A 24,339-nucleotide genomic window follows, 5' to 3' on the forward strand; every position below is an offset into this window, starting at 1 on the left:
GGTCTGCGGCGAGCCAGTCGAGGGGGCCTGCGGCCCTCCGCTGCGTCATGGCGCCGCGTACCGTCCGCGGCGCAACATTGGGCCGCCCGCCGGGGACGACAGCACCGTCAGCTGATTTCCACGCGGCCGTGGATCACTAGTTCGACTTTTGAGGCCAGAAGCCGCGCTTGGCCTTCGATGCCTCCGCTCCCGGCCACGGGCTGAACTCATCCGCAAGGTGGCCGAGGGCGGAATCCGCGTCCTGCGTCCCTTCCAACTCATAGAAGCGGTCATCGAGCAAGCCCAACACTTCGCTGGCCCCCTCGGCACCGTCGAGCACCTCGGCACGTTCGTCGGTCGAAAGGTTCGCAGCACCGCAGAGCTCCTAGGCCTCCGTCAAAACCTGTCGCCACGGCTCACCCAGAGCGCGAGGCAAGATCGCAAGTGCATCAGCAGCGGTGTCTGCGCCCCAGAAACACGGTAGCCGCCAAACCCTCCCGCGTTCACCTCTTGACGGAAGTCGCACACGGCGAGCAGCTGCCGCTGTTCGTCAGAGAGCGGACTGCGACTCTCTGGAGTCGCGTACGTCTCGTACAACTTCCAGATGTCCACTCGCGAAGGCTATCCGCGCGGAATCGCGTGGACCCGGACATCTGCGACGAGTGGGGCATTCCGCAGCGTGTCCAGCATGACCGCTCTGGCGTCACGACTGTCCTGACGCCTCCAGCAAGTACGTTTCGACCTCTACGGCCCATGCCGCCAAGTCATCCAGCTCAAGCACGCCGGCTAGCAACGTGCCACCTCGACCCCATTGGTGATGGTCAGGCCGATCTCCGTGTCGCGTCTCAAACGACTCGGCCGAGACCCCATCCCAGTGCTCGAGCGCATTGCGAAGGTCGATCATCGCTTAAGAATCGTGCCGAGGCGAGGCACACGCTTGCGGTCGCCGTAAATCTGGAGCGCTCTAGCCAACTGCCTGGCGGCGATCAACAGGAAGTGCTTCTCAGCCCGCAGTTCAAAGAAGGGCCGGCTGTGATCGTGCATATACGTCGTCCCCTGTCGTCGGGAGGCGTTCGCAGACACCACTCGGGACTCTGCCTCGTGCAGTCGATCGGCCTGCCACACGAGCACGTGTGCCCACTCGAGTGCCTTCTGCAAGGCGTCTTGTTGTCGTGCTGCTACTTCTGGCGGAATCACGGCGCGACTCTCTCAGACCCGTACGACAATCGCAGTTGGTTGTCTCTTGGGTCCGTCATAGAGAGCCTCTGCCGCCCGCGTCTTACCGCCGCAATTCACGCCGGCAGCAGGGCCGGCCGCGGAGTCTCAAGCGGTCTGTCAGATGATGGGGCCGTGACCAACGACGCCGCGTCAGACAACCGGTTATTCGTCAATCAACCAAGTCGGTGGCTCTTGAGATCTTGCGCTTGGGCTCTGGCAACGGTTGCGTGCATCGCCTTTGCTGGCGGAGTCGCGCTATCGCTCGCACGGCGTGCGGATCTTGCGCCCGCGAAAACCGCAGAGATCAGCGATCTCGCGATGAGCGGTGGCGCATGGGCTCTTCTTGCGGGCCTCCCCTTGCTCGCAATCATTCAGATGCTCGGTCGAGATGAAGTCCCGCCGGCGATCGAGGACGACTCGTTGTGATACTGACGATGGTGCAGCTGGTTGCCCTTGCGGGATTCCTCGCCGCAGGAGCATTGTCCGCACGTAGCGCGTACGTCGCCTGGACGAAGTATCGAGACGGGCGAGGAAAGCCCCTGCTGGTCCACGCCACTCCGGAGCGGCTCGCAGAACTCAGTTCGTCGTGGCCTTTTCGGGAGCAACGATGGCCACGTCCCACAACCACTGGCCCATCACCGATGCATCAGAGCGAAGCCGCTGCATACGCTCGCTTGGCGTTTCGCGGTCAGCGCCGATCAGTCATCGCTGGCCAAGCGCTCGGCGTCATTGGCGGCGCATGGCTCGGCGTTAGCCTTCCAGCAACATGGCGGCTCGTGACTGATGCGGACGGCATCGACGTTTCCAACCCGGCCTTTTGGCAGCTGGTCGTGGTGTCGGTGCTCATCGAGTTCGCATTGCTGCTCAGCGATCACGCGAACGACTATGTGGCTGTTCGGACGATCTACCTGCGTCACGCTGAACGAACTGAGGGCGATGCGTCAGTGGTCACATCCCCACATGTGTCACGCCGGATGCGCTTCAAGCGTTGGATTCGGTCAGGGCAGTAGCGACATTCCGCCGCGAATGCTGCGGCGCCCACGCCGTTATGGGCAGATCCTCGGAACTTGCCCTTCGCTGACGCCCGCTGTCCTCCCGGCTTGGGGACGACGCGAGGGCCGTTGTCGGTGGCTTGCCGTAGCGTCTGAGGTGTTCGAGCGAGCGAGCTCGGGTCCTTCCTTGAGGCCAGCATCTGGCTGTACACACCTGACGACATTGACCCACGACCGTAGTTGTCGACGCGCCCACGCAGGGGTGCGGGAGGGCCAGTGCTGTGAGTGCTCTACCAGTCGAAGAACCCCACGAAGGTGGGCGTGTCGGTGAGTGGCGTGCCCCGGGCACCGACCCGGCCGCGTCGCCGGTCGTGGCCGCGGTGCTGGCGCGGGTGCACGCGACCCTGACCGAGCTGGGCGGGCTGTCGCTGAGCGGCCTCGGCGACGCGGACGTGACGAAGGTGCTCGATGAGCTGACGACTGAGTCGAGTCGGCTGACGCGGCAGGTGTGCCGCGCCGCCGCGGAAGCAGACCAGCGGCGGCTCGGGGACGCGACCGGGGCGCGGCACACCCATCAGTGGTGGGCCGGCCGCAGCCGCTACACCCACGCCGAAGCAGCCCGCCTCACCAAGCTCGGCCGAGCGTTCGAGGACGACCTCCACGCCCCCACCGGACAGGCCCTCGCCGACGGGCGGATCCGGGTGGAGCAGGCGCGGGTCATCGTCGCCGCCGTCGACGCCATCCCGCTCAGCGTGAAGACCAGTGACGGCACCACCCGGATCATCGACCCGTCCGCCCGCACCCAGGCGCGTGACCACCTGCTGAACGCCGCGGACGAGCACGACGCCAAGGCGCTGCGTCGGCTCGGGCGGCGGATCCTCGAGATCGTCGCGCCCGAGCTCGGCGAGGCGCAGGAGGCCGCGACCCTCGCGAGGGAAGAGGCGCGTGCGGACGCCGGGGCCGAGTTCACGATGAGGGACGACGGCGAAGGTCGCTGCCACGGCAGCTTCGTCCTCCCGTCCCACAACGGCGCCATGCTCTGGCGCCACCTCCAGGCCCTCGCCAACCCCGCCCGCCACACCGACGACGAGCTCCGCGACGAGCACGGCAGCTGGAAGCCGCTGCGCCGCCGGATGGGCGAGGCGTTCATCGAGTACATCGAGCGCTACCCCACGGATGCGACCCCGCAGACCGCGGGCGTCAACGCCACCATCGTCATCACGATGACCCTCGAGCAGCTCCTCGGCGAGCACGCCACCGCGCTCCTCGACGACGGCACCCGCATGTCCGCGGCGATGGCGCGCCGGTTATCCTGCGAGGCCGGGATCATCCCCGTCGTCCTCGACGGTGAGGGCCGGGTTCTCGACATGGGCCGCACGCGACGGCTGTTCACCAAGTCGCAGCGGATCGCGCTCGGGCTGCGGGACGGCGGCTGCACCGCACGGGGCTGCGAGACCACCGCCTCCGGCTGCCACGCCCACCACGACGACCCCTGGTCCAACGGCGGCAGCACAGACCTGACGAACGGCCGGCTGCTCTGTCCGCGCCACCACCGCCTCGCCCACGACCCGCGCTACGCCAAGACGGTCCACGCGGACAACCAGGTCACCTTCCACCGACGGACGTAGGCCGACCGGCTGGCACCTGGCGACAGCTCGGGGGTCTCGTGACGGTCGCTGCGCGACCTCCTCGACCAACGGCCGTGCGGGTCAGCCTCGGTCGGGCGTACCGACCTGCTCGGCGTGCTTCTTCCGCCGGAAGAGCGGCTTCTCCATGTAGGTGGTGAACCGCGAGTCCGGCCACAGGTAGGTCGCTGCGGTCATGGCGCCGAGCGCGACCCCGGCCGCGCCGCGCCACATGTCGCCGTCGTCGATCGCCGAGAACCCGAGCCCGACCCAGAGGACGGCGAGGACCGCGACGAGCGGACGCCCTCGCGTGCTGGTGCTCTCCGACCCGGTCATGCCACGAGCGTACGCCGACAGACCTGCCTCGCGGAACGCCTCACGCGTCCAGCACCGGATGAACAGTCACCGCCGCGAATAGGCAGTTCGCAGCCGCGGGCAGGCGACCACGCGGTCCAACGCAGCCGAGCCCGCCGAACTGCCTACTGAAGGACCAGCAGGCCATCCACTCAGCCCCGCCGCCTCCGGATCTCGGCGTTGATCGCCGGGACCACCTCGTGCAGGTCGCCGATCACGGCGTGGGTCGCCTTGGTGACCATCGGGGCGTCGGGGTCGGTGTTGATCGCGAGGATCGCCTTCGCCGTGCTGCAACCTGCCCAGTGCTGGATCGCGCCGCTGATGCCGCAGGGGATGTAGAGGTCGGGCGAGATCCGGCTGCCGGTCTGGCCGACCTGCTCGTGGTGCGGCCGCCAGCCGAGCGAGGTGACCACGCGGGAGACGCCGAGCGAGGCGTCGAGCAGGTCGACGAGCTCGAGCAGGTCGTCGAAGCCCCCGGCCGAGCCGGCGCCGCGGCCGGCGCCGACGACGACCTTGGCGGACTTCAGGGTCCCCGACAGGTCGGGCTCGGGCTCCTCGGTCGACACCACGCGGGCGACGAGGTCGGCGGCGGGGACGTCGGGCATCTCCACGACCAGCTCGCCGGTGCCGGAGACGTCGGCGGGGCGCGCCTCGACCGCGTGTCCGGCGACGGTGAAGAGCGCCGGGCGCTGCGACAGCTGCATCTCCTCGAGCGCCGAGCCGCCGACGACCTGGCGGGTCACGGTGAACGGCGAGAGCCCGCCGAAGGACACGACGTTGGCAGCCATCGGGACGCCGGCGCGCGCGCCGAGGTGGGCGAGCACCTCGTTGCCGCGCGGGGTGCCGGAGGCCATCACGACGACGGCGCCCGCGCTGGCGCGTACGTGCTCGACGCCGGTGGCCCAGGCCGCACCGGAGAACGCCTCGAACGCAGGACCGGTCAGCGCGTGGATCCGGCGCACGCCGTAGGACGCGAGCACCTTGACGAGGGCGTCGTCGGGCTCGCCGACCACGACCACGTCGATCGGGATGCCACCGCCGGCGGCGGCGAGGTCGCGGGCGAAGGTGATCGCCTCGCGGGACGTCTCGACGGCCTCGCCCGCGGGCGAGACCTCGACCAGCACGACGATCATCGGGCCAGCACCCCCAGCCGCTCGAAGAGGTCGACCACCGCGGGCGCGGCGGCCGCGCCCTCACCCAGCACCTCGACCGAGGAGGGCGACGGGGGCGGGAGGACGAGGCGTACGCGTGAGGGTCCGACCGGGTCGGCGGCCGGCCGGCGCTCCTCGATCGGCGCCTTCTTGGCCTTCATCCGGCCCGGCACCGTCGGGTAGCGCGGCTCGACGCCGCCCTCGAGGATCGTGACCACGGCGGGCAGGGGCACCCGGTAGGTCTCGTGGCCGTCGGGGCCGGCGCCGCTGGCGGTCACCTCGCCGCCGCTGACCGAGACGGTGCTGACGCCGTTGACGACCGGCCAGCCGAGCTCGTGGGCCAGCCGGATCCCGACCTGGTGGTCGCCGCTGTCGGCGGCGTCGTTGCCGAGCAGGACCAGCTCGTGGGGGGTGCCGGCGGCCTCGTGGTCGCGGACGACGGCCGCGAGCTCGCGGGCCACGTCGGCCGGGCCGAACGACTGCGCGTCGGCGAGGACGTGGGTGGCGGCGGTGCAGCCGACCGCGAGCGCGGAGCGCAGCTGCTCGACCGCGTCGGCGTCGCCGAGGGTCACGACCGTCGCCCCGCCGCCCTGGTCGGCGGCGACCCGCACCGCGAGCTCGACCGCGCACTCCTCGTGGGCGCTGGTGGTGAAGCCGGCGAAGCGGCCGTCCACCCCCTGGCCGTCCTCGGTGAGCACGACCTCGCTGGAGGAGTCGACGACCCGCTTCACGCAGACCAACGGGTTCACAGTCATTGGGGTCCCCTCGGCGATGTCGGACGGAGGAGCGCAGCGGGGGAGGACGAGAACGTCGTGGGGTGGTTCATCGGATGCGCTCGTTGGAGGGGTCGAGGAGCGGCGTCGCGTCGACCGAGCCGACCGTCACCGGGTAGAGCTCCTCCATGTAGGACACGGCGAGCTGGTTGCCGATCACGGCCTCCGCCGGGGGGAGGTACGCGAGCAGCACGTGCGTGCCGAGCGAGGGCGCGGAGCCGGCGCTCGTGACGTACGGGTGGTGGCCGTGGCCGTCGGTGAGCGTCCCGCCGTCGCGGGTCAGGATCGGCTCGCCGCCGAGCATGTAGCGCTTCACCCCGGACGCCGACGTGTGGTCGTCGACCGTCAGCGTGCAGAGCACGGACTGCGGCGCTGCCTCCCGCTGCGCGAGGTAGGCCTCCTTGCCGACGAAGTCGGCGGCCTTGACCTTGGGCCGCTGCATGCCGGCCTCGACGATGGAGCGCTCGGAGTCGAGCTCGGCGCCGTAGGCGCGGTAGCCCTTCTCGATCCGGCCGGTGGTGCCGTAGACGCCGATGCCGGCGGGCACGACGCCGTGCGGGGCGCCCGCGTCGAGCAGCGCCTCCCAGAGCTCGGCCGCGCGGTCCATCGCGACGTAGAGCTCCCAGCCGAGCTCGCCGACGTAGGAGATCCGGGAGGCGAGCACCGGGATGCCGGCGATGGACACCTCGCGGCAGGTCAGGAAGCCGAAGCCGCCGTCGGACACGTCGTCGGAGGTCAGCGAGGCGACCACCTCGCGCGCCTTCGGACCCCAGATGCCGATCGTGGAGACGTCGTCGGTCAGGTCGGTGAGCGTCGTGCTGCCAGACTCCGGCAGGTGGCCGGAGAACCAGGCGCGGTCGGCCATGCCGTGCGCGCCGCCGGTCACCACGCGGAAGTGGTCGTCGCCGAGCCGCATCACGGTCAGGTCGGACTTGAAGCCGCCCTTCGCGTCGAGCACCGGCGTGTAGATCACCTTGCCGACCGCGACGTCGCACTGCGCGACGCACGTGCGCTGCACGACGTCGAGGGCGTCGGGACCCTCGATGTCGAAGATGCAGAACGCCGACAGGTCGATGACCGCGGCGGCCTCGCGCATCCGGAGGTGCTCGGCGTTGATGATCGGGCTCCACCAGCGCGAGTCCCACTCGTGCTCGCGCGGCATCACGGCGTCACCGTAGGTCTCGACGAGTCCGGCGTTGGACTCGTACCAGAACGGGCGCTCCCAGCCGGCGGTCTCGAAGAAGACGGCGCCGAGCTTGGCCTGGGAGTCGTGCATCGGCGAGAGCCGCTGGTCGCGGTCGGACTCGTACTGCTCGGCCGGGTGGACGATGCCGTAGGTCTTGATGAACGACTCGGTGGTGCGCAGGCGGGTGTGCTCGCGGCGCTTCTGGTGGGTGTGGAAGCGGGCGATGTCGCTGTGGTGGAGGTCGATCTCGGAGTGGCCGTGGGTCATCCACTCGGCGACCGCGCGGCCGACGCCGGGGCCCTCCTTGATCCACACCGCGGCGGCGGTCCAGAGGCCGGCGACCTCGCTCTCGCCGAGGATCGGGTTGCCGTCGCAGGTCAGCGAGAGCAGCCCGTTGATGGCGTAGCGGATCTCCGCGCCCTCGGCCCCGAGCAGCTCCGGCATCAGCTCGTAGGCCTGCTCCAGCTGGGGGTCGAAGTCGTCCTCGGTGAACGGCATCTCGGTCGGCGACAGCTTGGCCTGCTCGATCGAGGGGATGTCCTCCGGCTCGTGGAGGATCGCGCGGTGGGCGTAGGACCCGACCTCCATGTCGGCGCCGTGCTGGCGCTCGTAGCAGAAGGTGTCCATGTCGCGGACGATCGGGAAGGAGATCTCCCCCTCCTTCTCGGCGAGCTGGGGGCACGGGCCGACGCTGATCATCTGGTGCACCGCGGGGGTCAGCGGGATCGAGATGCCGGCCATGTCGCCGAGCTTGGGGCTCCACACGCCGGCCGCGATGACGACGACCTGCGCCTCGATGTCGCCGCCGGTGGTCCGTACGCGGGTGATGCGGCGGCGCCCGTTCGGGCCCTCCTCGGTGTCGAGGCCGGTGACCTCGACGGTCGGGACGACGGTGAGCTCGCCGGTCGCCAGGCCGCGCTCGCGCATGATCGTGCCGGCGCGCAGCGAGTCGACGACGCCGACGCCGGGGGTCCAGAAGGCGCCGATGAACTGGTCCTCCTCGATGAAGGGGACCTTCTCCTTCACGAAGGCCGGGCTGACCAGCTCGGCCTCGATCCCCCACGCCTTCGCGCTCGACATGCGCCGGCGCAGCTCCTCCATCCGCTCTTCCGTCCGCGCGATCTCGAAGCCGCCGGACTCGGTGAAGACGCCCATCTCCTTGTACTGCGCGACCGAGTCGAGGGTGATGTCGGTGATCTCGCGGGAGTGGTCGACGGTGAAGATGAAGTTGGACGCGTGACCGGTGGAGCCGCCCGGGTTGGGCAGCGGCCCCTTGTCGATCTGGACGACGTTCTTCCAGCCGAGCCGGGTGAGGTGGTGCACCAGGCTGTTGCCGACGATGCCGGCTCCGATCACGACGACGTCGGCGGTCGCGGGGACCTCGGCCATGGGTGCCTCCTGCGTGGGAACGAACGTTGCGTATCACGCAACGTGTTGCGTCATGTGCGACGCAAGAAATGTACGGCCGCGCCCCCGGTGGCTGTCAAGCAACCGGGGGCCACGGTGGACCGGTCAGGTCGAGGGGAACGAGAGGGGCCGGATCAGCCCGCGCTGGTCGGGCGACCCTCCACGTCGACCTCGGGCATCGGGTCGCCGGTGACCTCCTCGGGGTCGGCCCCGAGCGCGGCGAGCGCGACCGTCTGGTTCTCGATGGAGTCGTAGTGCTGGGCGTGCAGCACCGCCTTGCGCACCCGCGAGGGCAGGGTCGACTCGTAGGGCTCGGCGCGCAGCGACTTCATCAGCGAGACGCACATCGCGCAGATCACCAGCATGAACGGCCCGGCGACGATGATCACCAGTGTCTGCAGCGCCCCGAGCCCGCCGGAGAACAGCAGCACCGCGGCGACCGCGCCCTGGGCGACGCCCCAGAAGATCACCAGCCAGCGCATCGGCTCCTCCTTGCCGTGCTGGCTGAGCATGCCCATCACGATCGAGGCGGAGTCGGCGCCGGTGATGAAGAAGATCGCCACGAGGAAGACCGCGAGCACGACCGTGATGCTCGCGAGCGGGTACTCGCGCAGCGTGGTGAACAGCGCGCTCTCGGTGCCCTCGTCGACCAGGACGGCGCCGAGGTCCTTGGCGCCGGAGAGCTGGAGGTCGAAGGCGGCGCCGGCCAGGATCGAGAACCACACGAACGAGACCACGCTCGGCACGAGGATCACGTAGACCACGAACTGCCGGATCGTGCGGCCCTTGGAGATGCGGGCGATGAACATGCCGACGAACGGCGTCCAGGAGATCCACCACGCCCAGTAGAAGATCGTCCAGGTGCTGAGGAACTCGCTGCCGCCGAAGGCGCCGGTGCGGAACGACATCGTCGGCAGGTGCGTGAGGTAGCCGCCGAGCGACTCGGTGAAGGTGCTGAGGATGAAGACCGTCGGGCCGACGACGAAGAGGAAGAACACCAGCAGCACCGCCGCGATCGCGTTGGCGTTGGAGAGCAGCTGGACGCCCTTCTCGATGCCGGTCACCGCCGAGAGCACGAAGCACAGCGTCAGCACGGCGATGACGACGACGGTCAGCCACTTCGAGTCGCCGCTGCCGAAGACGTCGTCGAGGCCGCCGGTGATCTGGAGGGCGCCGAGGCCGAGCGAGGTGGCCGAGCCGAAGAGGGTGGCGAAGATGGCGATCACGTCGATGGCCTTGCCGGCGCCGCCCTTCTCGCGTCCCTTCAGCAGCGGGCCGAACGCGCCGGACACCAGGTTGCCGGTGCCCTTGCGGTAGGCGAAGTAGCCGATCGCGAGGCCGATGACGGCGTACATCGACCAGGGGTGGAAGCCCCAGTGGAAGAAGGCGTACTCCATCGCGACCCGCGCGCTGTCGGGCGTGGACGGGTCACCGCGGCCGGGCGGGATGCTGCTGGCGTCGGTCGCGGTGAGGTAGGTCAGCGGCTCCGCGACCCCCCAGAACATCAGGCCGATGCCCATGCCGGTCGCGAACATCATCGAGACCCAGGAGAACGTGGAGAACTCCGGCTCCGAGTCGTCCGGGCCGAGCTTGATGTTGCCGTAGCGGGTGGTCGCGAGGTAGCCCGAGAAGAGCAGGAACGACGCGCTGACCAGGATGAACAGCCAGCCGAAGGTCGACTCCAGCCAGCCGAGAACCTTGGTGGTCCCGGTGCCCATGCCCTCGGAGTCGAGCGTCCCCCACAGCAGGAACGCGACCGCGACGCCGGCCGCGACGCCGAAGGTCACCTTGTCGAGCGGGAGGTGGCCGTCCCTCCCCTCGGGCGGTGGCTGGGCGCTCTCGCGCTGCACTCCGGGAGAATCCTTGATCGCCATCGATGCCTACCCATCCCGCCGCGTCGTGCGCGACGTCGTCCGTCGGTGCATCCCTCGTACGGTCGCGCGGCCCCGGTCGGGCGTCAAGGCTCCCGACCGGGGCGGTGCGAGATCCTCAGCCCAGCCAGGCGTCCACCTTGTCCTGGTTCTCCTCGATCCACTTCGCGGCCGCGTCCTCCGGCGACATGCCGTCGGCGGCGATGTAGCCGGCGACCACGTTCTGGTCCTCGTTGGTCCAGGTGAAGTTCTTGACCAGGTCGACCGCGGTCGAGTCGGAGGCCGCCCAGTCCGTGCCGACGATCTTCTTCAGCTCGGTCTCGGGGTAGTCGCACGCGACCTTCTGCGGGTCGTCCTGGCAGCCGTCGGTGTAGGGCGGCAGGGAGACGCGCTGCATCGCGACCTCGGCGTTGAAGTACTGCGGCTCGTACCAGTAGCCGATGACCCACTCCTTGTTCTCCTCGGCCTTGCGGAACGCCTCGATCGAGGCGGCCTCGGAGCCGGAGTAGACGACCTGGAAGTCGAGGTCGAGGTTGGACACGATCGCCTCGTCGAACTGGACGTAGGACGGGTCGGCGCCGAGGAACTGGCCCTTGCCGCCCGACTCGGACGTGGCGAACTCCTGGGCGTACTTGTTGAGGTTCTTGTAGTCGAGGATGTCCGGGTGCTCCTCGGCCAGCCACGGCGGGACGAACCAGCCGATGATGCCGACGTTGCCCTGCGGGCCGAAGTCCTCGGCGCTGCCGTCGCCGGAGTCGGCGAAGAACTTCTTCTCCAGGTCGGGGTGGCCCCAGTCCTCGATGACGACGTCCACCTCGCCGGTGCCGAAGCCCTGCCAGGAGACGTCCTCCTTGAGCTCCTTGTAGTTCACCGTGCAGCCGAGCTGGTCCTGGGCGACGGTGCCGACGACGTAGGCGCTGGCCTCGTAGCCCACCCACGGGTTGACGGCCATGTTGAGCTCGCCGCACTCGCCCCCGCCCGATGCGGCCTTCTCCTCGTTGGCCTGCGTCTGCTCGTCGATCGACCCGCCGCCGCAGGCGGAGAGCGCCATCACGGCGACGGTGGCGAGCGCGCCAAGGCGGGCCGCTCGGCTTGGGGTGTGGCGCATGGTGCTGCTCCTTCTGTGGGGCTGGTGGTGCTGGGCTGGTGGTGGGTGGTGCTGGTGCTAGCTGCCCGGCGGGCCGATCGGCAGCCGGAGGTTGAAGGCGCGACGCGTCCCGGGACGGTCGTCGCGGCGTACGTCGGCGGCGGCGCGGGTGATCCGGTCGAGCATCACGCCGAGCAGCACGATCGTCAGGCCGGCGGCGGCTCCCTTGCCCCACGCCTCGCTGCGGGAGAAGCCGTAGACCACGTCGAAGCCGAGGGCTCCGGCGCCGACGAGGCCGCCGATCACGGTCATGGACAGGACGTAGAGCAGGCCCTGGTTGGTGGCCAGCACGATCGAGCCCTTGGCCATCGGCAGCTGGACCTTGGTGATCTCCTGCCAGGTCGTCTGGCCGGTGGAGCGGCCGGCCTCGATGGTGGTCGGCGAGACGCCCTTGACGCCGTCGGCGACGAGCTTGATGGCGGCGGGGGCGGCGTAGACGATGCCGGCGACGATCGCGGTGAAGCGCGAGGGCCCGAAGAGGGCGAGCACGGGGATCAGGTAGACGAAGGGCGGGATCGTCTGGCCGGCGTCGAGCAGGGGCCGGATGCCGAGGTCGACGCGTCTGTCGCGGGCCATCCACACGCCGAACACCAGGGCCAGCACCATCACCAGCACGGTCGCGACCAGGGTCATGTTGAGCGTGATCATCGCGTCGTGCCACAGGTCGAGGTACCAGATGCCGGCGAGGCACACCACGCTGATCGCGAGGGCGCGCACGCCGCCGAAGACCAGCGCGAGCGCGGCGATCGCGACGAACGAGACGTACCAGGGCGACTCGGCGAGCAGCGACTGCACCGGGTTGAGGACGTACTCGGTGACGCCGTCCTTGATCCCGCCGGTGACGCCGCCGAAGGTGTCCTTGATCCAGTTGACGACGTCGGTGACGCCACTGCTGATCCGTGCGCCGATGCTGTAGGTCGGGAACTCGGCGAGGCTGACGTAGGTGCGGGACAGGTAGACCGCGACGAGCGCGACCACCGCTCCCCCGACGACCACGACCCGGCGGCGCAGGCGGTTGGGATCCCCGCCGCCGCGGGCCACGCGCTCGGAGCGCTCGCTGGCGGCGGTGGTGGTGCGGTCGAGCATCACCGCCATCACCACGATCAGCACGCCCGGCACGAAGGCGGTGCCGACGTCGTTGACGCGCAGGCCCTGGAGCACCGGCTTGCCGAGCCCGGGGCCGTCGACGAAGGACGCCAGGGTCGCCATCGACAGCGCGGCGAGCGTGGTCTGGTTGAGCCCGACGATGATCGTCTTGCGCGCCATCGGCAGCTGCACCTTGGTGAGCCGCTGCCAGTACGTCTGGCCGGAGGAGTCGGTCGCCTCGATCGTCGTGGTCGGCACCTCGCGGATCCCGAAGCCGGCGATGCGGATGAGCGGCGGCAGTGCGTAGATCAGGGTCGACACGACGGCGGCGCTCGTGCCGATGCCGAAGAACAGCACGATCGGCAGCAGGTAGACGAAGGTCGGCATGGTCTGCATGAGGTCGAGGAACACCGTGACCACCGCGTTGGCGCGGTTGTTCGTGCCGATCCAGACCGCGAGCGGCATGCCGATCACGATCGCGAGGACGACCGAGATCAGCACCACGATGAGGGTGTCCATCGAGTCGTCCCAGAAGCCGAGGACCCCGAAGGAGAGGAACGAGCCGAGGACCAGCAGGGCGATCCGCCAGCTCGCGACGACCAGGCCGACGTAGGTCGCCACGGCGGTGACGCCGAGCCAGCCGACCTCGGGAACCGGGCGCGGGAAGGACGGCTTCGACACCAGTCGCTGGAGCCAGTCGACGGTGCTGCGGAACGCGTCGGCGATCGCGTTGGTGAACTGCATGACCGGGTTGGTCGCGCGGCCCTCGAGCAGCGAGTTCTGGATGTCGGTGAGCCGGTCGTGGAGCGCCGTGCGCGACAGGTTGGGCAGGTCGAGGGTGTCGGAGCCCTCGGTGAACGCCCAGACCACGACCCACACGACCACGACCGCCGCGGCCGGCACCCAGCGGCTGACGCCGGAGTCCTCGACGACCGGCGGTGCCGCGTCTGGCTCGACCGGCCGCTTCTCGGGCGGGTGCTGGAGCTTCTGGCTCTCGACGTAGCCCCGGGAGCGGATGGCGCCGGCGCCGGCGGACCCGAGCCCGCCCTCGGTCACGCCTCCTCCTCGGCGACGACGACGCGCATGATGTCCTCCTCGTCGACCACGCCCACCATCCGGTCGCCGTCGACGACCCGGATCGGGGCGTCGGAGGCGATCGCGGCCCGCGCGGCCTGGCGTACGACGGTGGTGACCGGCAGCGTCGGTCCGTCGAGCGCCTCCCCCGGGCGCGGCTCGCGCATCACCCACTTCAGCGTGAGGACGTGGGCCTTGGGCACCTCGGAGACGAAGTCCTTGACGTAGTCGTCGGCCGGGCGGGCGACCACCTCGTCGGGCGTCCCGACCTGCACGATCGCGCCGTCGCGCAGGATCATGATCCGGTCGCCGAGCTTGAGCGCCTCGGCGAGGTCGTGGGTGATGAAGACCATCGTCTTGCCGAGCTCGCTGTGCAGCCGGATGACCTCGTTCTGCATGTCGCGCCGGATCAGCGGGTCGAGCGCGGAGAACGGCTCGTCGAACAGCAGCATCTCCGGGTCGCCGGCCAGGGCGCGCGCCAGCCCGACGCGCTGCTGCATGCCGCCGGAGAGCTGGTCGGGGTAGGACTTCTCGTAGCCCGCGAGGCCGACGAGCTCGACGATCTCGGCTGCCTTGGCGCGGCGCTCCTTCTTCGGCACGCCCCGGACCTCGAGTCCGTAGGCGACGTTGTCGATGACCTGGCGGTGCGGGAGGAGGCCGAAGTGCTGGAAGACCATCGACACCTGCTTGCGGCGCACCTCGCGCAGGTCGGCGGCCGAGGCGGTGGTGATGTCGACCCCGCCGAGCTGGACCGACCCGCTGGTCGGCTCGATGAGCCGGGTCAGCAGCCGCACCAGCGTCGACTTGCCCGACCCGGACAGGCCCATCACGACGAACACCTCGCCCGGCGCGACGTCGAAGGACACGTCCTTGACGCCGACGACGTTGCCGGTCTTGGCCTTCAGGTCGGCCCGCGAGAGCTCGGCGTCGGGCGTGCCGATGATCTTGTCCGAGCGCGGTCCGAAGATCTTCCAGAGGCTGTCGACCGACAGGGCTGCCGTCATGGGGGCTCCTCGCGTGTCCGCGGCCGCACTCGGGTCGAGGAGCAGCCTGTTGCGCATGTCGCAACCAGTTGCCCCAAGCGCAACTGGCCGGACTAGCGAAGGATCCTGCGAGGTCCCCCGTGAGTCAAGGGTCGTCACCGCATTGGTGCCGAGCCTTGACCCTCCTCAGACGGTGGTCGGCCCCTCAGACGGGCCGGAGGAACGCGAGGTGCCGCTCGTACTGGTCGAGGCAGTCGTGGATGACCTGCTTGGGGGTGTAGCCCATGACGTCGTAGTCCTGGCCGCCGTCGACGAGGTGCACCTCGAGCCGGGCGTACTGGTCGCGGTTGCCGATCATCCGGCCGCCGTAGGTCGGCACCGGCGAGCGGCGCACGACCACGCGGTAGACGAAGTGGCCCTCCTCCGCGTCGGTCGCGAGCTCGGCCCACGGCAGGGTGCCCGTGCCGACCGCTCCCCCGTCGGTCACGGTCGCGGGCACTCCCATCCGGCACAGCTCGTCAGCGACCTCGACCAGCGCGGGCTCGACGGTCGAGGCGAGGTAGGCCGCGGCGTCCTCGTCGTCGACGAAGTTGATCGTCCTGGCCAGGCGGGCCTTCCAGGTCTTGCGGCCGCCCTCGGGCTGGGCGGTACGGGCCGAGAGCAGCGGCGCGATGTCGCGTGCGCCGTCGACCTTGCGGCCCTCCTCGCGCAGCGAGCGGAACAGGCCCCACATGACGAGGACCAGGACGAAGGCGAACGGCAGGCCCATGATGATCGTCGCGTACTGCAGCGCCAGGATGCCGCCGACGGCGAGCATCGCCACGGTGAGCAGGCCGGTCACGCTGGCCCAGCTGATTCGCAGCCACGCCGCGCAGTCCTGCTGGACGTCGTGCAGCTCCGAGCACAGGTTGCCCATGACGAGGGCCGCGGAGTCGGCCGAGGTGATGTAGAACAGCAGGCCGACGAGGAACGCGACGAACACGACCGCGCTGGCCAGCGGGTAGTCCTGGAGCAGGTCGTAGAACCCGACGCCGGTGAAGTCGACGGCCGCCTCCGCGAAGGCGTCGTCACCTCCGCGCACCTTGTCGATGGCGGCGTTGCCGAAGATCGAGATCCACATGACGATGTAGCTGAACGGGATCACCATCGTGCCGAGCACGAACTGGCGGATCGTGCGCCCGCGGGAGATCCGGGCGAGGAACTGGCCGACGAACGACGCCCACGCGACCCACCAGGCCCAGAAGAAGAGGGTCCAGAGCTGCATCCAGTCCTGGGTGTCGGTGAAGGCGAAGGTCTCCAGCGTCTTCGCGGGGAACGAGCGGACGAAGTCGCCGACGTTCATCACGACCGCGTTGAGCAGGAACGACGTCCGCCCGGTGACGAGCACCCAGCCGGCGAGCGCCAGCGCGAGCAGCACGTTGAGCTGGGACAGGAACCGGATGCCCTTGTCGACGCCAGTGGTGGCCGACACCGCGGCGACGGTCACCGCGAGGATCGCCAGCGCCGCCTGCGCGCCGGTGCCGACCGGCACGCCGAAGATCACGTTGAGCCCGACGTTGAGGAAGACCACGCCGATGCCGAGGCTGGTGGCGACGCCGAAGATCGTGCCGAGGACCGCGGCGGTGTCGACCGCGTGGCCGAGCGTGCCGTCGATCCGCTTGCCGAAGACGGGGTGCAGCGCGGAGCGCACCGCGAGCGGCAGGTTCTTGCGGTAGGAGAAGTAGCCGAGGGCCAGGCCCATCAGCGCGTACATCGCCCAGCCGGTGATGCCGTAGTGGAACAGCGTCCACACGGTGGCGTCGCGGGCCGCGTCGACGGTGCCGGGCTCACCGACCGGGGGCGCGGTGTAGTGCGAGACCGGCTCGATCACCGAGTAGAACATCACGTCGGTGCCGATGCCGGCGGCGAAGAGCATGCTCGCCCACGCGAACGTGGAGAACTCGGGTCGTGCGTGGTCGGGGCCGAGCCGGATGTTGCCGTAGCGCGAGGCGCCCAGGAACACCACGAAGCCGACGACGACCGTCGCCAGCGCGACGTAGAACCAGCCGAAGCCGGTGCCGACCCTGGCGACCACGTCGCCGATGACCTTCTCCGCGTTGGCGGGAGCGACGACGGCCCACAGGGTGACCAGGCAGACCCCGACGAAGGACGTGATGAAGACCGGCCAGCGGACCGAGGGTCCGGGGGTGTCGGGCTCCGTGTCGGCAGTGGCGTCGGCGTCGAGCTGTGCGGTCATCGGGACCTCCAATGTGGTGCGGGTGCGTTCACAGGGCGTCGGCTCACATTGCGTCCGTTCACATGGCGTTGCGGGGGTCCCCGGGCGGGTGGAGCGGGCTGTCGTCGCGGTGGCGGTAGTAGGGGACGTCGGCGGCCGGCAGCGGCGTGTTGCCGAGGATCAGGTCGGCCGCCTTCTCCGCGACCATCATCACGGGGGCGTAGATGTTGCCGTTGGTGACGTAGGGGAAGACCGACGCGTCGACCACCCGCAGGCCCTCCGTGCCGTGGACCTGCATGCTGGCGGGGTCGACGACGGACATCTCGTCGGTGCCCATCTTCGCGGTGCACGACGGGTGGAGCGCGGTCTCGGCGTCCTTGCGCACCCAGTCGAGGATCTCCTCGTCGGTCTCGACCGACGGTCCCGGCGAGAGCTCACCGCCGTTGAACGGCGCGAACGCCGGCTGGTTGAGGATGCTGCGGGCGACCTGGACCGCCTCGATCCACTCCCGCTTGTCGTTGGCGGTCGAGAGGTAGTTGAACAGCATCTTCGGCTTCTGCCGCGGGTCGGTCGAGGCGATCCGCACCCAGCCGCGGGTGTCGGCGTACATCGGGCCGATGTGGACCTGGTAGCCGTGGGCGTACTTGTCCTGGCCGGCCGGCGCCGACCCGTCGTAGCGGATCGCGATGGGCAGGAAGTGGAACATCAGGTTGGGCCAGTCGACGTCCTCGTTGGACCGGCAGAAGCCGCCGCCCTCGAAGTGGTTGGACGCGGCCGTGCCGGTCCGCTTCAGCAGCCACTCGAGCCCGACGAGCGGGCGGTTGTGCCACTTGAGGCCCTCGACGATCGACACCGGCTGGAGCGAGGCGTACTGGATGTAGACCTCGAGGTGGTCCTGGAGGTTCTCCCCCACCCCGGGCAGGTCGTGCACCATGTCGACGCCGAGCGGGCGCAGGTGCTCGGCGTTGCCGATGCCCGAGAGCTGCAGCAACTGGGGGGTGTTGATCGCGCCGCCGCAGAGGATCACCTCGCCGGCGGTGACCGACTGGTGCCGGCGACCGGCGCGCAGGAAGTCGACGCCGACCGCCCGGGTGCCGTCGAAGCGCACCTTCGTGGCGTGGGCGAACGTCTCGACGGTGAGGTTCTTGCGGCCCATCACCGGGTGGAGGTACGCGCGGGCCGCCGACATCCGCACGCCCTTGACGATGTTGCGGTCGAAGCGGCCGAAGCCCTCCTGGCGGTAGCCGTTGACGTCGTCGGTCAGCGGGTAGCCGGCCTGCTGCGCGGCCTCGAAGAAGGCGCTGAAGAGCGGGTTGGTCGCCGGACTCCGCTCGAGCTTGAGCGGTCCCGAGCCGCCCCGCCACGCGTCCGCGCCGACCATGCCGTCCGGCATGATCAGCGACTCCATCCGCTTGAAGTACGGCAGGCAGTGCCGGTAGTCCCACGCCTCCATGCCCGGTTCGGAGGCCCACCGCTCGTAGTCCATCGGGTTGCCGCGCTGGAAGATCATCCCGTTGATCGAGGACGAGCCGCCGAGCACCTTGCCGCGCGCGTGGTAGACCCGGCGCCCGCCCATCGCGGGCTCCGGCTCCGACTCGTACCTCCAGTCGTAGAGCGGGTTGCCGATCGGGAAGGGCAGCGCGGCGGGCGCGTGGATGAGCGGGTCGAAGCGGTCGGTCCGCCCCGCCTCGAGGACCAGCACGGTGGTCGACGGGTCCGCCGAGAGCCGGTTGGCCAGCGCCGACCCGGCCGAGCCGCCCCCGACGATGACGTAGTCGTAGGACTTCTCGCTCATGACTCCCCTCCTCCGAACCACCGCTGCGGCTCGGGTGCGATGTTGTGCCAGACGTGCTTGGTCTCGCGGTACTCCTCCAGGCCCGCCTGCCCGAGCTCGCGGCCGATGCCCGACTGCTTGTAGCCGCCCCACTCCGCCTGCGCGACGTAGGGGTGGTAGTCGTTGATCCAGACGGTGCCCATCCGCATCCCGGCCGCGACGCGCTGGCCCTTGCCGGCGTCCTGGGTCCACACCGCGCCGGCCAGGCCGTAGATGGAGTCGTTGGCGATCCGCACCGCCTCGGCCTCGTCGGTGAAGGTCTCGACGGTGAGGACCGGGCCGAAGGACTCGTCCTGGGTGACGCTCATGTCGCTGGTGCAGCGGTCGAGCACCGTCGGCAGGTAGTAGAAGCCGTCGGCGAGCGCCGGGTCGTCGGGACGGGCGCCGCCGCAGCGCAGCACCGCGCCCGCCTCCAGCCCGGCGGCGACGTAGGCCTCGACCTTGTCGCGGTGGGCGGCGCTGGTGAGCGGCCCGGTCTCCGCGGACTCGTCGAAGGGGCCGCCCAGCCGGATCTGCCGGGCCCGCTCCACCAGGTCGTCGACGAACCGGTCGTGCAGCGACTCCTCGACGATCAGCCGCGCGCCGGCCGAGCAGACCTGGCCGGAGTGCAGGAAGACCGCCGTCAGCGCGAAGTCGAGCGCGGTGTCGTAGTCGGCGTCGGCGAAGACGATGTTGGGGTTCTTGCCGCCGAGCTCGAGGGCGACCCGCTTGACGGTGCCCGAGGCGGCGGCCATCAGGCGCTTGCCGGTCGCGAGGCTGCCGGTGAAGGACACGAGGTCGACGCGCGGGTCCTCCGCGAGGGGCGCCCCGACCGCCGGGCCCTCGCCCAGCACCAGGTTGCCGACGCCCGGCGGGAGCCCGGCCTCCTCGAGCACCTTCATCAGGTGGACCGAGGTGTGCGGGGTGATCTCGCTGGGCTTGAGCACGAACGTGTTGCCCGCGGCCAGGCAGGGAGCCACCTTCCACGCGGTCTGGAGGAGCGGGTAGTTCCACGGGCTGATCAGCCCGCAGACCCCGACCGGCTCGTGCACCACGCGGCTGACGACCGACGGGTTGCCGGTGTCGACCACCCGGCCGCCGTCGGCGTCGGCAGCGCGACCGAAGTGGCGGAAGACCGAGACCACGTCGTCGACGTCGTACTCGCCCTCGACGAGGCGCTTTCCGGTGTCGAGCGCCTCGGCGCGGGCGACCACGTCGCGGTCGCGCTCGAGCAGGTCGGCCACGCGTAGCAGCAGGTCGCCGCGCTCGCGGTTCGACCAGCCGGTCCAGGGTCCGTCGTGGAACGCACGGTGCGCGGCGGCGATCGCGAGGTCGGTGTCGCCCGCGTCCCCCTCCGCGACCTCGCCCACCAGGGAGCCGTCCGCCGGGCAGCGGATCTCTCGCTGGCCACCCCCGCGGGCCGGGGTCCAGGTGCCGTCGATGTACAGGTCGGCCACGGTCGCCTCGCTCTCTGTTCGGAAACGTTCCTGCAGGTCTGCGTCGGTGGTCAAGAGTCCCCGTGGTCGAGCGTCGTGCGCAGTGTGACGGATCCCGTCAGCGGTGTCCCCACCCGAGACGGTGGGACACCTCGCGGGCCGCGGCCACCACGAGGCGTACGACCTCGTCGACGCGCTCGTCCGGGAGGCGGAACGAGGGGCCGGAGACGCTCATCGAGGCGATCACGTCGCCGTGCGCGTTGCGGACGGGCGCGGCCACGGCGGTCAGCCCGACCTCGAGCTCGTCGACCGCGACGGCGTAGCCCTGCCGGTGCACCCGCTCGAGCTCCTCGCGCAGCTCGGCGCGCGCGGTGATCGTCCTGGGGGTGTACGCCGCGAGGGTGCCGAGCAGCGCGTCGAGCGCCGCGTCGTCGAGGCCGCCGAGCAGCACCTTGCCGTTGCTGGTCGCGTGCAGCGGGATGTGCTGCCCGACCCAGTTGTGCGGCTGGAGCGCGGACGACCCGGCGACCTGGTCGAGGTAGAGCGCCGAGCTCTCGGCGAGGACCGCGATGTTGACCGTCTCGCCGGTGTCGGCGGCGAGCTGGCGCGCGATCGGGCGCGCCTCCTGCACCAGGTCGAGCCGGGCGGTGGTGGCACCCGCGAGGCGCAGCACCCCGACCCCGAGGCGGTAGCGCCCGCGGTCCGAGGTCTGCTCGACCAGCCGGTGCGCCTCCAGCGTGGCGACCAGCCGCGACGCCGTGGACTTGTGCACGCCGAGCTCTCCGGCGATCTGGGTGACGCCGGCCTCGCCGGCGCGCGCCAGGACCTCGAGGATCGCGAGCGCGCGGTCGACCGACTGCACCCCGGCGCCGGTCACCGCCGGGCCTGCGTCCGCGAGGTCCTCGTCGGTCCGGCGGGAGGGATCGCGCACCTCGGACACGTCCACCATGGGTGGACACTAGCGCAGGCGCTGTTGCGTATCGCAGACTGCGTTCCGTCAAGCGCAACACCTCGACCGCTCGCGAGCGGTCGTACCGTCCCAGGAGACACCATGCCGCACCGACCGACGGGCGCCGAGCTCGTCCTCGTCCTCTCCTGCCCCGACCGGCCCGGGATCGTGCACGCGGTGTCCGGCTTCATCCTGGCCCACGGCGGGACGATCGTGGAGAGCCAGCAGTTCGGCGACCGGCTGAGCGACCGGTTCTTCATGCGGATCGCCTTCGTCACCGAGACCGGTGCCCGCGCCGACGACCTGCGCGAGGCCTTCGGCCCGGTCGCCGTGGACTTCGACATGGACTTCGAGCTGTGGTCGTCGGCCGCGCCCTACCGCACGCTGATCATGGTCTCGAAGCACCTGCACTGCCTCAACGACCTGCTCTTCCGGGCCAGCACCGGCGCGCTGCAGATCGAGGTGCCGGCGATCGTGTCCAACCACCCCGACGCGGGCGCGCTCGCCCGGTCCTACGGCATCGACTTCCACCACGTCCCGGTCACCCCCGACACCAAGGCCGCGGCGGAGGCCCGGCTGCTGGAGCTCGTCGAGGAGACCGGGTCCCACCTCGTCGTGCTGGCCCGCTACATGCAGGTCCTCTCCGACGACCTGTGCCGCAGCCTCTCGGGGCGCGCGATCAACATCCACCACTCGTTCCTGCCGAGCTTCAAGGGAGCCCGGCCCTACCACCAGGCCTTCGACCGTGGCGTGAAGCTGGTGGGCGCGACCGCGCACTACGTGACCGGCGACCTCGACGAGGGGCCGATCATCGAGCAGGACGTCCTGCGCGTGGACCACGGCTACGACCAGGACCAGCTCGTCTCGGCAGGACGCGACGTGGAGGCGCAGGTGCTCTCCCGTGCGGTGCGGTGGCACAGCGAGTCACGCGTCCTGCTCAACGGCGAGCGCACCGTGGTGTTCCGCTGAGCCCACCCCGAACCCACGGCACCGCCGACCCGCCTGAAGAGGGAGCCCCGCCCATGCAGTCCGACATCGAGATCGCCAACGCCGCCGTCCTGCGCCCCATCCGCGATGTCGCGGCCGAGACGCTGGGCATCGACGAGGAGCACCTCGTGCCCTACGGCCACCACAAGGCGAAGGTCGACATCGGCTACCTCGCCTCGCTGGCCGACCGGCCGCTGGGCCGGCTGGTGCTGGTGACCGCGCTGTCACCGACGCCGGCCGGCGAGGGCAAGACCACCACGACGGTGGGGCTCACCGACGCGTTGCACGGGCTCGGGCAGCGGGCGATCGCGTGCCTGCGCGAGCCGTCGATGGGCCCGGTCTTCGGCATGAAGGGCGGGGCCGCGGGCGGCGGCTGGAGCCAGATCGTGCCGATGACCGACATCAACCTGCACTTCACCGGCGACTTCGCCGCGATCGCGGCGGCCAACAACCTCCTCGCCGCGCTCATCGACAACCACGTCCACCACGGCAACGAGCTCGGCATCGACGTGCGCAGCGTGACCTGGAAGCGCGTGGTCGACATGAACGACCGCGCGCTGCGCGACATCACCGTCGGCCTCGGTGGGCACGCCAACGGCTTCCCGCGCTCCGACGGCTTCGACATCGTGGTGGCCTCCGAGCTGATGGCGATCTTCTGCCTGACCGAGTCGTGGGCCGACCTCAAGCGGCGCATCGGCGACATCGTCATCGGCTACACGCGGGCGATGGAGCCGGTCACCGCCGGCGAGCTCGGCGCGGCCGGTGCGATGGCGGCACTGCTGCGCGACGCGCTCGCGCCCAACCTCGTGCAGACCCTCGAGGGCGCGCCGGCCTTCGTGCACGGCGGCCCGTTCGCCAACATCGCCCATGGCTGCAGCTCGGTGATGGCCACCCGTGCCGGGCTCCGGCTCGCCGACGTCGTGGTGACCGAGGCCGGGTTCGGCGCCGACCTGGGCGCCGAGAAGTTCGTCGACATCAAGTGCCGCAAGTCGGGGCTGCGACCCGACGTCGCGGTCGTCGTCGCCACCGTGCGCGCCCTGAAGTACCACGGCGGCGTGGCGCTCGCCGACCTCGCCACCGAGGACGTGGCCGCGGTCGAGCGGGGCATGGCCAACCTGCGCCGCCACCTCGCCAACATCCGCGAGGTCTACGGCATCCCGGCCGTCGTGGCGGTCAACCGCTTCCCGACCGACACCGACCGCGAGGTCGAGCGGGTGGTGGAGCTGGTGGCCGACGAGGGCGTACGCGCCTTCCCTGCCACCCACTTCACCGACGGCGGCACCGGCGCCAAGGACCTCGCCGAGGGCGTGCTGGCGGTCCTGGCCGAGCCGTCGCCCCACGAGTTCTCCTTCACCTACGACGACTCGCTCTCCCTGACCGCCAAGGTCGAGGCGATCGCCCAACGGCTCTACGGCGCCGGGCAGGTGACGTGGGAGGCGAAGGCGCGCCGGCGGCTCGAGCGGATCGAGCGCGACGGCTACTCCGACCTGCCGGTCTGCGTGGCGAAGACCCAGTACTCGTTCTCCACCGACCCCACCGCGCTCGGCGCACCGTCCGGGCACGAGCTGCACGTGCGCGAGGTACGCCTCTCGGCCGGCGCCGGGTTCGTGGTGGTCGTGTGCGGCGACATGATGACCATGCCGGGACTGCCGAAGCAGCCGTCCGCCGCCCGCATCGACCTCGCGGACGACGGCACGATCCTCGGCCTCAGCTAGTCGCCCCTCCCCTCGCTGGTCGAGGTGCGAGGAGCGCCAGCCCCTCGCCGGTGGAGATGCGAGGAGCGCCAGCCCCTCGCTGGTTGAGGTGCGAGGAGCGCCAGCCCCTCGCTGGTTGAGGTGCGAGGAGCGCCAGCCCCTCACTGGTTGAGGTGCGAGGAGCGCCAGCCCCTCGCTGGTTGAGGTGCGAGGAGCGCCAGCCCCTCGCTGGTTGAGGTGCGAGGAGCGCCAGCCCCTCGCTGGTTGAGGTGCGAGGAGCGCCAGCGACGAGTCTCGAAACCAGTGCACGCACCTCCACGTGGTTTCGAGGCTCGCTCCGCTCGCACCTCAACCACCGAGTGAGCCGTGGCTTCGAGGCTCGCTCCGCTCGCACCTCAA

General features: G+C 70.4%; 18 protein-coding genes. 5 read left to right on the plus strand and 13 right to left on the minus strand.

Annotation, left to right across the window (positions count from 1 at the left end; genetic code table 11):
* Positions 1 to 136: 136 nt before the first annotated feature.
* A complete protein-coding gene (locus KDN32_RS17380) occupies positions 137 to 319 on the minus strand; it encodes a hypothetical protein (RefSeq protein ID WP_211733515.1) in 183 nt (60 codons plus the stop codon).
* 1,010 nt (positions 320 to 1,329) lie between these two features.
* On the opposite strand from KDN32_RS17380, the gene KDN32_RS17385 reads away from it, so the two are divergent.
* From KDN32_RS17385 to KDN32_RS17395, 3 genes are all read left to right on the plus strand, one after another.
* Complete coding sequence (locus KDN32_RS17385; protein ID WP_211733516.1) at positions 1,330 to 1,623, plus strand: hypothetical protein; 294 nt, start codon at positions 1,330 to 1,332, stop codon at positions 1,621 to 1,623.
* Between the two features lie 350 nt (positions 1,624 to 1,973).
* Complete coding sequence (locus tag KDN32_RS17390; RefSeq protein WP_211733517.1) at positions 1,974 to 2,207, plus strand: hypothetical protein; 234 nt, start codon at positions 1,974 to 1,976, stop codon at positions 2,205 to 2,207.
* Positions 2,208 to 2,560: 353 nt separating this feature from the next.
* Positions 2,561 to 3,817 carry an HNH endonuclease signature motif containing protein gene (locus KDN32_RS17395; RefSeq protein ID WP_211733518.1) on the plus strand — a complete coding sequence of 419 codons (1,257 nt, stop codon included), beginning with the start codon at positions 2,561 to 2,563 and terminating at the stop codon, positions 3,815 to 3,817.
* Between the two features lie 81 nt (positions 3,818 to 3,898).
* Here the strand turns inward: KDN32_RS17395 and KDN32_RS17400 are convergent, their stop codons facing one another.
* The 12 genes from KDN32_RS17400 to KDN32_RS17455 form a co-directional block, all read right to left on the minus strand.
* Positions 3,899 to 4,150 (minus strand): hypothetical protein, encoded by a 252-nt coding sequence (locus KDN32_RS17400; protein WP_211733519.1) that lies wholly within the window; start codon positions 4,148 to 4,150, stop codon positions 3,899 to 3,901.
* A gap of 170 nt (positions 4,151 to 4,320) precedes the next feature.
* Entirely contained in the window at positions 4,321 to 5,301 is a 981-nt protein-coding gene (locus KDN32_RS17405; RefSeq protein ID WP_211733520.1) for an electron transfer flavoprotein subunit alpha/FixB family protein, read from the minus strand.
* The gene (locus KDN32_RS17410) at positions 5,298 to 6,074 is read right to left on the minus strand and encodes an electron transfer flavoprotein subunit beta/FixA family protein (RefSeq protein ID WP_211733521.1); all 777 of its coding nucleotides are present in this window, start codon (positions 6,072 to 6,074) and stop codon (positions 5,298 to 5,300) included. Before KDN32_RS17410 ends, KDN32_RS17405 begins: the two co-directional genes overlap by 4 nt.
* Before the next feature lie 67 nt (positions 6,075 to 6,141).
* Positions 6,142 to 8,667: a GcvT family protein gene (locus KDN32_RS17415; RefSeq protein WP_211733522.1), complete on the minus strand. Its 2,526-nt coding sequence runs from the start codon at positions 8,665 to 8,667 to the stop codon at positions 6,142 to 6,144.
* Between the two features lie 152 nt (positions 8,668 to 8,819).
* A complete protein-coding gene (locus tag KDN32_RS17420; protein WP_211733523.1) occupies positions 8,820 to 10,535 on the minus strand; it encodes a BCCT family transporter in 1,716 nt (571 codons plus the stop codon).
* Positions 10,536 to 10,674: 139 nt separating this feature from the next.
* Positions 10,675 to 11,664 (minus strand): ABC transporter substrate-binding protein, encoded by a 990-nt coding sequence (locus tag KDN32_RS17425; RefSeq protein WP_211733524.1) that lies wholly within the window; start codon positions 11,662 to 11,664, stop codon positions 10,675 to 10,677.
* A 57-nt stretch (positions 11,665 to 11,721) separates the two neighbouring features.
* Complete coding sequence (locus KDN32_RS17430; protein ID WP_307854188.1) at positions 11,722 to 13,845, minus strand: ABC transporter permease; 2,124 nt, start codon at positions 13,843 to 13,845, stop codon at positions 11,722 to 11,724.
* Entirely contained in the window at positions 13,842 to 14,867 is a 1,026-nt protein-coding gene (locus KDN32_RS17435; RefSeq protein ID WP_249217250.1) for a quaternary amine ABC transporter ATP-binding protein, read from the minus strand. Before KDN32_RS17435 ends, KDN32_RS17430 begins: the two co-directional genes overlap by 4 nt.
* 184 nt (positions 14,868 to 15,051) lie before the next feature.
* Positions 15,052 to 17,082, minus strand: coding sequence for a choline BCCT transporter BetT (betT, locus tag KDN32_RS17440; protein ID WP_211733526.1), 2,031 nt, complete (start codon positions 17,080 to 17,082; stop codon positions 15,052 to 15,054).
* Between the two features lie 58 nt (positions 17,083 to 17,140).
* A complete protein-coding gene (betA, locus tag KDN32_RS17445) occupies positions 17,141 to 18,856 on the minus strand; it encodes a choline dehydrogenase (protein ID WP_211733527.1) in 1,716 nt (571 codons plus the stop codon).
* The gene (locus tag KDN32_RS17450; protein WP_211733528.1) at positions 18,853 to 20,331 is read right to left on the minus strand and encodes an aldehyde dehydrogenase family protein; all 1,479 of its coding nucleotides are present in this window, start codon (positions 20,329 to 20,331) and stop codon (positions 18,853 to 18,855) included. Before KDN32_RS17450 ends, betA begins: the two co-directional genes overlap by 4 nt.
* A gap of 97 nt (positions 20,332 to 20,428) precedes the next feature.
* Complete coding sequence (locus KDN32_RS17455) at positions 20,429 to 21,259, minus strand: IclR family transcriptional regulator (RefSeq protein ID WP_211733529.1); 831 nt, start codon at positions 21,257 to 21,259, stop codon at positions 20,429 to 20,431.
* A 102-nt stretch (positions 21,260 to 21,361) separates the two neighbouring features.
* Here KDN32_RS17455 and purU point away from each other — a divergent pair, with 102 nt between their 5' ends.
* Positions 21,362 to 22,228, plus strand: coding sequence for a formyltetrahydrofolate deformylase (gene purU / locus KDN32_RS17460; protein ID WP_211733530.1), 867 nt, complete (start codon positions 21,362 to 21,364; stop codon positions 22,226 to 22,228).
* A 53-nt stretch (positions 22,229 to 22,281) separates the two neighbouring features.
* Positions 22,282 to 23,961, plus strand: a complete 1,680-nt coding sequence (locus tag KDN32_RS17465; RefSeq protein WP_211733531.1) for a formate--tetrahydrofolate ligase — start codon at positions 22,282 to 22,284, stop codon at positions 23,959 to 23,961.
* The last annotated feature ends 378 nt before the right edge of the window (positions 23,962 to 24,339 follow it).

It is taken from the genome of Nocardioides palaemonis, assembly GCF_018275325.1.
Lineage (GTDB): Bacteria > Actinomycetota > Actinomycetes > Propionibacteriales > Nocardioidaceae > Nocardioides > Nocardioides palaemonis.

What these genes read in the sequence shown, in the direction of transcription:
- KDN32_RS17435 (WP_249217250.1), bottom strand. Translation starts at nt 14,867, where the DNA reads ATGACGGCAGCCCTGTCGGTCGACAGCCTCTGGAAGATCTTCGGACCG.
- purU (WP_211733530.1), top strand. Translation starts at nt 21,362, where the DNA reads ATGCCGCACCGACCGACGGGCGCCGAGCTCGTCCTCGTCCTCTCCTGC.
- KDN32_RS17425 (WP_211733524.1), bottom strand. Translation starts at nt 11,664, where the DNA reads ATGCGCCACACCCCAAGCCGAGCGGCCCGCCTTGGCGCGCTCGCCACC.
- betT (WP_211733526.1), bottom strand. Translation starts at nt 17,082, where the DNA reads ATGACCGCACAGCTCGACGCCGACGCCACTGCCGACACGGAGCCCGAC.
- KDN32_RS17400 (WP_211733519.1), bottom strand. Translation starts at nt 4,150, where the DNA reads ATGACCGGGTCGGAGAGCACCAGCACGCGAGGGCGTCCGCTCGTCGCG.
- KDN32_RS17415 (WP_211733522.1), bottom strand. Translation starts at nt 8,667, where the DNA reads ATGGCCGAGGTCCCCGCGACCGCCGACGTCGTCGTGATCGGAGCCGGC.
- KDN32_RS17455 (WP_211733529.1), bottom strand. Translation starts at nt 21,259, where the DNA reads ATGGTGGACGTGTCCGAGGTGCGCGATCCCTCCCGCCGGACCGACGAG.
- KDN32_RS17405 (WP_211733520.1), bottom strand. Translation starts at nt 5,301, where the DNA reads ATGATCGTCGTGCTGGTCGAGGTCTCGCCCGCGGGCGAGGCCGTCGAG.
- KDN32_RS17465 (WP_211733531.1), top strand. Translation starts at nt 22,282, where the DNA reads ATGCAGTCCGACATCGAGATCGCCAACGCCGCCGTCCTGCGCCCCATC.
- KDN32_RS17410 (WP_211733521.1), bottom strand. Translation starts at nt 6,074, where the DNA reads ATGACTGTGAACCCGTTGGTCTGCGTGAAGCGGGTCGTCGACTCCTCC.
- betA (WP_211733527.1), bottom strand. Translation starts at nt 18,856, where the DNA reads ATGAGCGAGAAGTCCTACGACTACGTCATCGTCGGGGGCGGCTCGGCC.